Here is a 6,414-nt window from a genome sequence, read left to right as displayed (position 1 = left end):
GCACGGCCCCGGCGGAGAACCGCGCGGCCAGCGGGGTCGGGCGCAGCATCGACGGCCAGCGCGGCGGGAGCGGCGGCCGGGCGGCCGTGGCCGGTGGCAACGCCCGGCCGGGTTCCGGTGCCGGCCGTCCCGGTGTGCTCGGCGGGCAGGGTCGAGCGCAGGACGACGACTCCGACGAGCGAATGACCTGGTTGACCGAGGACGAGATGGTGTGGCAGGGCAACGAGAAGGCCGCACCCCCGGTGCTCGGCACCGGCGACTGACCACGGTCCGCCGCCGGCGTACCCGCAGCACAGGTGATGCCGCCCGAACGACGCGCGGTGCCCCCGATCGGACCCGATCCGGCCGGGGGCACCGTCGTTCTCGGGCCCGATCGGCGCCGTCCACAGTGCGCATGGTGGTAGCTGTCACGCCCAGCCGGTCCGTCGCCATGCTGCGGTACGCCAGGACGGGCGATAGGTTGGTCAGGTGTCGTCCGCAGCGTCTGTCCGCCCAGCCCGGTGGGCTGTGCTGCGGTCACTGCGCGACCTGACCCGCCTGGCGATCACCGCGCTGGTGCTCGCGGTCGGCCTCGGTGCCGCTCTCGCCGCGACCCCACCGCCGGCCCCCACGCAGCTCCGGCCCAGTGCCGTGAGCAGCCGGGTCGACAGTGTCCACCTCGACGCCGGCCCGGCCATCGAGCGGGGCGGCCAGCCCGCCCTCGCGCCGCCGGCCGCCACGGTCGACACCGCCACCGGGGCCAGTCCGGTGGTGGCGGTGTCGGGGCACGCGACGGCCGTCGATCCCGGCCGGGGCACTCCCGCGCGACGCGGCCCGCCCGCTCGCTGAGCCAGGCCCGGAGATTCCCGGGCCCGATCCCGGCTGATCCCGGACGGCACCTGAGTCGCCGTCGACGGGACGACCCCGCCGATGGGCCGACCGGTGCCGCCGCGCCCTCCTACCGCCCGTCGATACCCGCCTTCGACCGCGAGGTGCTGATCATGCAAACCATCCTCTCCGCCGTCCTGCCAGACCTCTCCCGGGCCGCCGTCATCTGGCTGAGCCTGCTCGGGGTGGTCGCCGTCGCTGTCTCCGTTCTCCTGTTGCGGCCCGGCCGGCTGCGCTTCGACCCGGGTTCCCGGATCCGCCGCGCGGCCATGCCGAGCCAATTGGAGCAGGCGCAGGAGGAGCGGGAGCAGAGCCGTTACGCGCAGGAGGTCGCGGTGGCCGCGGAACGGGCGACCACCACCGTGCGGCGCCGCCGGTCGGAGTGGGTGGCCGCGCAGGAGGCGGTCGAGGCGGCCTGGCTGGCGTACGAGGCGGCCGAGGCTGGCGTACGGCGGCTCGACGCGGCGGCCGCGATGCCGCTGCCGCACACCGCACGGACCCCCGCCGAGTACGCGGACCGCGAGCGCTACCTGCACCGGGCGGCGCTGGATGCGTACTGGCGGCGGGAACTGTCGGTGGAGCAGCTCAGCGACGTCTTCGCGCACCGTGACGGCTGGGACCCGCGGCGGCACCCGGTCGAGCAGGAGCTGGTGCTCCAGCGGGCGATCCGGGACAATCTGGCGGCCCGGCACGCCGCGGCCCGGGAGCGGGAGCAGGCCGCGTGGCGGGCGGCGGAGTTGGCGGTGGCCGCGGCCCGCAGTCTGCGCGAGGAGGCGCACGCCGCGACCGGACGTCGGGTCGCCGATTCGGCGTCGGTGTTGCCGCTGAGCGAGGTGGCCCGACCGTTGGACGCGCAGCGCCGGGAGAGCGTCGAGCAGACCCGGGAGAACAAGGTGACCGCTCGCGGTCGGGCGACGGTGCCCGCGTTCTGAGCCGTACGGGGCCGGGTGGGTTAGCGTGACGCCATGTCCCGACAGGCGTGGGTCCTCGTGGTGATCGCCGGCATCCTGGCGCTCGCCACACTGGTCGGTGCCGTGGTGCTGGCGGTGCGGGTGGTGCGTACCCGGCGGCTGTTGACCGGCCTCGGTGCGGGCGGCAAGGTCGCCTTCTACGGGGCGCTGATCTACACGATCTTCCCGGTCGACGTGCTGCCGGACCCGATCTACCTGGATGACATGGGGGTGCTGGCCGCCGCGCTGATCTACCTGACCCGGCTGGTGCACCAACGTCGGGCGGCGGGTCGCCAGTTGCCCGGTCAGCCGGACGCGCCGCCGGATCAGGGCCGGGTACGCCGACGCGTGCCATGATCGAGGCCGGTTCGGCGGACAGGGGACGGGCATGGCGGGCGATCATCGGTTGGACGTGCACGATGAGCGTGTCGTCGCCTTCTGCGCGGAACGGCACCTCGCGACGCTGACCACAGTGCGGGCGGACGGCACCCCGCACGTCGTACCGGTGGGTGTGACTCTCGACCCGGCGGCGGGGCTGGCCCGGGTCATCACCTCCGGTGCCTCCCGGAAGGCCCGTCAGGTGGCGGCGGCCGGTGCGGCCGGCGCGGCGGTGGCCGTGTGCCACGTGGATGGCCGCCGCTGGTTGACCATCGAGGGTCGCGCGGTGCTGCGGTCGGATCCGGCCGCCGTGGCGGAGGCGGAGCGGCGCTACGCCGAACGGTATCGGACACCACGCCCAAACCCGGAGCGGGTGGTCATCGAGATCACCGTTACCAGGCTGCTGGGGAGCCTCTGAGCTGACCGCCTGTCCCCGATGACCGGTTCGGTCCGGGCGCGATTGCGGGCGCCCTCCGGGCCCCACAGCGGCGGAATTCTCCGTGGAGCAGCGCGGTTACGCCGTCGGTACGCCCAGGGCCGAGACCACCGATGGCCGGCCCCCCGTGTCGCGCCGAGCGCCATTCCCGGTGCTGCCGTCCTCCGCTGGTCGGAGGCGCCAACCCCGAACGGAGACTCGACCATGAACCCGATCGTCCAGAAGAGCGGCCTGTCCGTCCTCGGCCTGCTGGTGGCCGGCGGTTGCGCCCTCGGCCCGGCGGTCGCCGCGCACGCCGCCCCGGCGCCGGCCGCCCCGGCCTCGTCGAACCAGACCGACCGGCACGCCGAGCGCATCCTCGGGGTCGACTACCAGGCCCAGCCGAACTTCTACTACTGCGGCCCGGCCGCGACCCGGATCGCGCTGTCCGCGCAGGGCAAGACGTTGTCCCAGGACGAGGTGGCCCGACTGCTCGGCACCACCGAGGCGGGTACCCCCTCGGCCCTGGACACCACCCGGGTGCTGAACGAACTGACCGGCGGCAAGTACCGGACCACCGAGATCCGTGATTCGGTGGCCCGCCCCGACCAGGTCGAGCAGCTGCGCCGCGACGTGCTGGCCGCGGTGAACTCCGGCCGGCCGGTGGTGGCCAACATCAAGGGCACGACCGTGGACACCGACGGCAACCCGCACTCGTACGAGGGCGGCCACTACCTGACCCTCGTCGGCTACCGCGACGGTGGCGACACCATCCGGGTCGCCGACCCGGCCGACCCGGCGTTGGGCGAGTACTGGATGAGCCTGCCGAAGGTCGCCAACTGGATCGCCGAGCGCGGCTACTCCTCCTGACCTGGACGGTTCACCGGGCCGGCCTCTCCCGTGCGGGGAGGCCGGCCCGACCGTCGTCAGCCGCCGTTGTCCCGGCTGACCTGGTCGATCAGGCCGGCGAGCAGGGCGGTGCGGGGCACGACGGAGTCCAGATCCAACCACTCCGACGGACTGTGGTCCGCGCCGCCGACCGGACCGAGGCCGTCCAGCACCGCAGCGCCCGCCTCGGCCAGCAGGTTCGCGTCGGCACATCCGCCGGTGGCGGTGTGTGACACCGGCACGCCCAGCCCCGCGCCCACCTTCGCCGCCAGTTCGGTGAGCCGGCGGTCGGCCGGGCGCGGCTCCCAGGGCGGGGTGGGCGCGTGCACGGCCACCTCGGCCCGGACCCCGGAGACGGTCGGGACGGCCACCAACCGACGGATCTCGGCGAGCGCCGCCTCGTACTCACCGGTGCGCCAGGCGCGCAGGTCGACAAGCATCCGGGCCCGGTCGGCGACCACGTTCGGTCGATCCCCCGCGTGCAGGTGCCCGACGTTCACCGTCACACCGGGCCAGCGGCCGTTGAGCTCATCCAGCGCGACCGTCAACCGGGCTGCGGCGAGCAGAGCGTTGGCCCCGCGTTCCGGCTCGATGCCGGCGTGCGCCGCCCGACCACGCAGGGTGACTTCCAGGTCCGCGACACCCTTACGGGCGGAGACGAGGTCGCCGTTGTCCCGGGCGCACTCCAGGCAGAGCGCCACGTCGACCGTCGACCCCAGGCCGCGCAGCAGTGCCCGGCTGCCGGGTGAGCCGATCTCCTCGTCCGGGGTGCAGAGCAGGATCAGCTCGCCGTACTCGGCGAGGTCGAGCCTGGTCAGCACCTCGATCGCGGCCAGTCCGGCGAGCACGCCGCCCTTGTCGTCGCTCACCCCCGGGCCGTACGCCCGCCCGTCCTGCACCCGGAACGGACGGGCGGCTGCCGTCCCCGCCGGGAACACCGTGTCGAGGTGGCCGGCGAGCAGGATCCGGCGGGTGCCGCGTCCGCGTCGACGGGCGATCAGCACGTCGCCCAGCGGCACGCCGGTCGGGTCGGCGACGGGTTCCCGTTCGACCGCCAGCCCGGCGGCCAGGCACCAGGTCTGCACGACATCGGCGGCCGCGCGCAGCCCGTCGACCTGCCCGGACCCGGAGTCGATGCCGACCAGCTCGGCCAACCGCTGGTGGTACGCGGTCAGCCGGTCGCCTGCGGCGGTGAGCAGCGGATCCATCAGAGCACCTTGGCCAGGAAGGCGCGGGTGCGGTCGTGCCGGGGGTTGCCGAGCACGTCCGCCGGTGGGCCGGCCTCGACGACCACCCCGCCGTCGAGGAAGGCCACCGAGTCGGCCACCTCGCGGGCGAAGCCCATCTCGTGGGTCACCACGATCATCGTCATCCCGTCGGCGGCGAGGCCCTTCATCACGTCCAGCACGTCACCCACCAGTTCGGGGTCGAGCGCCGAGGTGGGCTCGTCGAACAGCATCAGCTTCGGATGCATGGCCAGCGCGCGGGCGATCGCCACCCGTTGCTGCTGCCCGCCGGAGAGCTGCCCCGGGTAGGCGTTCGCCTTCTCCGCCAGCCCGACCCGATCGAGCAGTCGAATCGCCTCGGCGCGGGCCTCCTCCCGGGAGGTGCCGAGCACCCGGACCGGCGCCTCGATCACGTTGCCCAGGGCGGTGAGGTGCGGGAAGAGGTTGAACCGCTGGAACACCATGCCGATGTCCCGCCGGCGGCGGGCGACCTCGCGGGCCTTCAGCTCGTAGAGCTTGTCGCCGCTGCGCCGGTAGCCGACCAGTTCACCGTCGACCCAGAGCTGGCCGCCGTCGATCCGTTCCAGGTGATTGATGCAGCGCAGGAAGGTGGACTTGCCCGAGCCGGAGGGACCGAGCAGGCAGGCCACCTCGCCGGGTGCCACCACGAGGTCGATGCCGGTGAGCACCTCGATCGGGCCGAACCGTTTGGTGACCGCCTCGGCGCGAACCATCGGTGGGGCTCCGTCGGCGACAGTCATCGCACTCCTCCCCGGGCGAAGCCGCGGCCGAATCGCCGTTCGATCGCCCACTGCCCGGCGGAGAGCAGGCTCACCAGTGCCAGGTACCAGATCGCGGCGACCACCAGCAGTGGGATCACCTTGTAGTTGCCCTGATAGACGGTCTGCACGGCGGTCATGAGGTCACGCCCCGCGATGATCGATACCAGTGCGGTGGACTTGAGCATGGTGATCGTCTCGTTGCCCATCGGCGGGATGATCACCCGCATCGCCTGCGGCAGCACCACCCGGCGCAGGGTGAGCGTCGGGCTCATGCCGAGCGCTGCGGCGGCTTCGGTCTGGCCGCCGTCCACGGCGAGGATGCCGCCCCGGATGACCTCGGCGGCGTAAGCCATCTCGTTGAGCGAGAGGGCCAGGACGGCGGCGACAGTGCCGGTGACCACGACGCTTGTGGGTTGGTCGAACAGGACGGTGCCGGTGAACGGCAGGCTCAGCGTGAGCCGGGGAAAGAGCGCGCCGAGGAAGCCGAAGAAGATGATCTGCACGAGCAGCGGGGTGCCCCGGAAGACCCAGATGAAGGCCCAGGAGACAGCGCGCAGCACGGGGTTGGGCGACAGCCGCATCACGGCGAGGAGTACGCCGCCGACGGTGCCGAGCACCATCGCCAGCAGGGTGAGCCAGAGCGTGGTGACCACGCCGTCGAGGATGTAGTCCTTGAACAGGTAGTCGCCGATGGTGGCGGGTTCGAGATTGGGGCTGTCCAGCAGCGCCCGGAGGAACAGGGCCGCCAGTCCGACCACGACCAGCGCGGTCAGCCAACGACCGTAGTGCCGGACGGGGACCACCCGTACGGTCTCGGTGTCGCTCATGTGCAGTGCCTCCTGCGAAAGCGGTGCGGCGGTCGCCGGGCGCCATTCGGACCCGCCCTCACGGTGTGGGAAGGGCGCCCG

8 protein-coding genes and 1 pseudogene are annotated in these 6,414 nt (G+C 73.3%); 6 read left to right on the top strand and 3 right to left on the bottom strand.

What is annotated here, in order from left to right; genetic code table 11:
- The 6 genes and pseudogenes from ABZU52_RS24235 to ABZU52_RS24210 form a co-directional block, all read left to right on the top strand.
- A pseudogene (locus ABZU52_RS24235) lies at positions 1 to 263 on the top strand (hypothetical protein); the annotation flags it as partial.
- A 244-nt stretch (positions 264 to 507) separates the two neighbouring features.
- Entirely contained in the window at positions 508 to 828 is a 321-nt protein-coding gene (locus ABZU52_RS24230) for a hypothetical protein (protein WP_354973272.1), read from the top strand.
- Positions 829 to 980: 152 nt separating this feature from the next.
- Positions 981 to 1,799, top strand: a complete 819-nt coding sequence (locus ABZU52_RS24225) for a hypothetical protein (protein ID WP_354973271.1) — start codon at positions 981 to 983, stop codon at positions 1,797 to 1,799.
- Between the two features lie 33 nt (positions 1,800 to 1,832).
- The gene (locus ABZU52_RS24220; protein ID WP_354973270.1) at positions 1,833 to 2,174 is read left to right on the top strand and encodes a YkvA family protein; all 342 of its coding nucleotides are present in this window, start codon (positions 1,833 to 1,835) and stop codon (positions 2,172 to 2,174) included.
- Positions 2,175 to 2,205: 31 nt separating this feature from the next.
- A complete protein-coding gene (locus ABZU52_RS24215; protein WP_354973269.1) occupies positions 2,206 to 2,613 on the top strand; it encodes a TIGR03618 family F420-dependent PPOX class oxidoreductase in 408 nt (135 codons plus the stop codon).
- 222 nt (positions 2,614 to 2,835) lie between these two features.
- Complete coding sequence (locus tag ABZU52_RS24210) at positions 2,836 to 3,480, top strand: C39 family peptidase (protein WP_354973268.1); 645 nt, start codon at positions 2,836 to 2,838, stop codon at positions 3,478 to 3,480.
- Positions 3,481 to 3,536: 56 nt separating this feature from the next.
- On the opposite strand, the gene ABZU52_RS24205 is transcribed toward ABZU52_RS24210, so the two are convergent.
- From ABZU52_RS24205 to ABZU52_RS24195, 3 genes are read right to left on the bottom strand one after another with little or no spacing between them, the layout of a single operon-like run.
- Positions 3,537 to 4,706 (bottom strand): M20/M25/M40 family metallo-hydrolase, encoded by a 1,170-nt coding sequence (locus tag ABZU52_RS24205; RefSeq protein ID WP_354973267.1) that lies wholly within the window; start codon positions 4,704 to 4,706, stop codon positions 3,537 to 3,539.
- Positions 4,706 to 5,485: an amino acid ABC transporter ATP-binding protein gene (locus ABZU52_RS24200; protein ID WP_354973266.1), complete on the bottom strand. Its 780-nt coding sequence runs from the start codon at positions 5,483 to 5,485 to the stop codon at positions 4,706 to 4,708. Before ABZU52_RS24200 ends, ABZU52_RS24205 begins: the two co-directional genes overlap by 1 nt.
- Complete coding sequence (locus tag ABZU52_RS24195) at positions 5,482 to 6,333, bottom strand: amino acid ABC transporter permease (protein WP_354973265.1); 852 nt, start codon at positions 6,331 to 6,333, stop codon at positions 5,482 to 5,484. Before ABZU52_RS24195 ends, ABZU52_RS24200 begins: the two co-directional genes overlap by 4 nt.
- Positions 6,334 to 6,414: the final 81 nt, after the last annotated feature.

Source organism: Micromonospora sp. NPDC005220 (assembly GCF_040607895.1).
Taxonomy (GTDB): domain Bacteria; phylum Actinomycetota; class Actinomycetes; order Mycobacteriales; family Micromonosporaceae; genus Micromonospora.
Note: the sequence above shows the minus strand (reverse complement) of the source record. Positions and strands in the feature narration are given on the sequence as shown.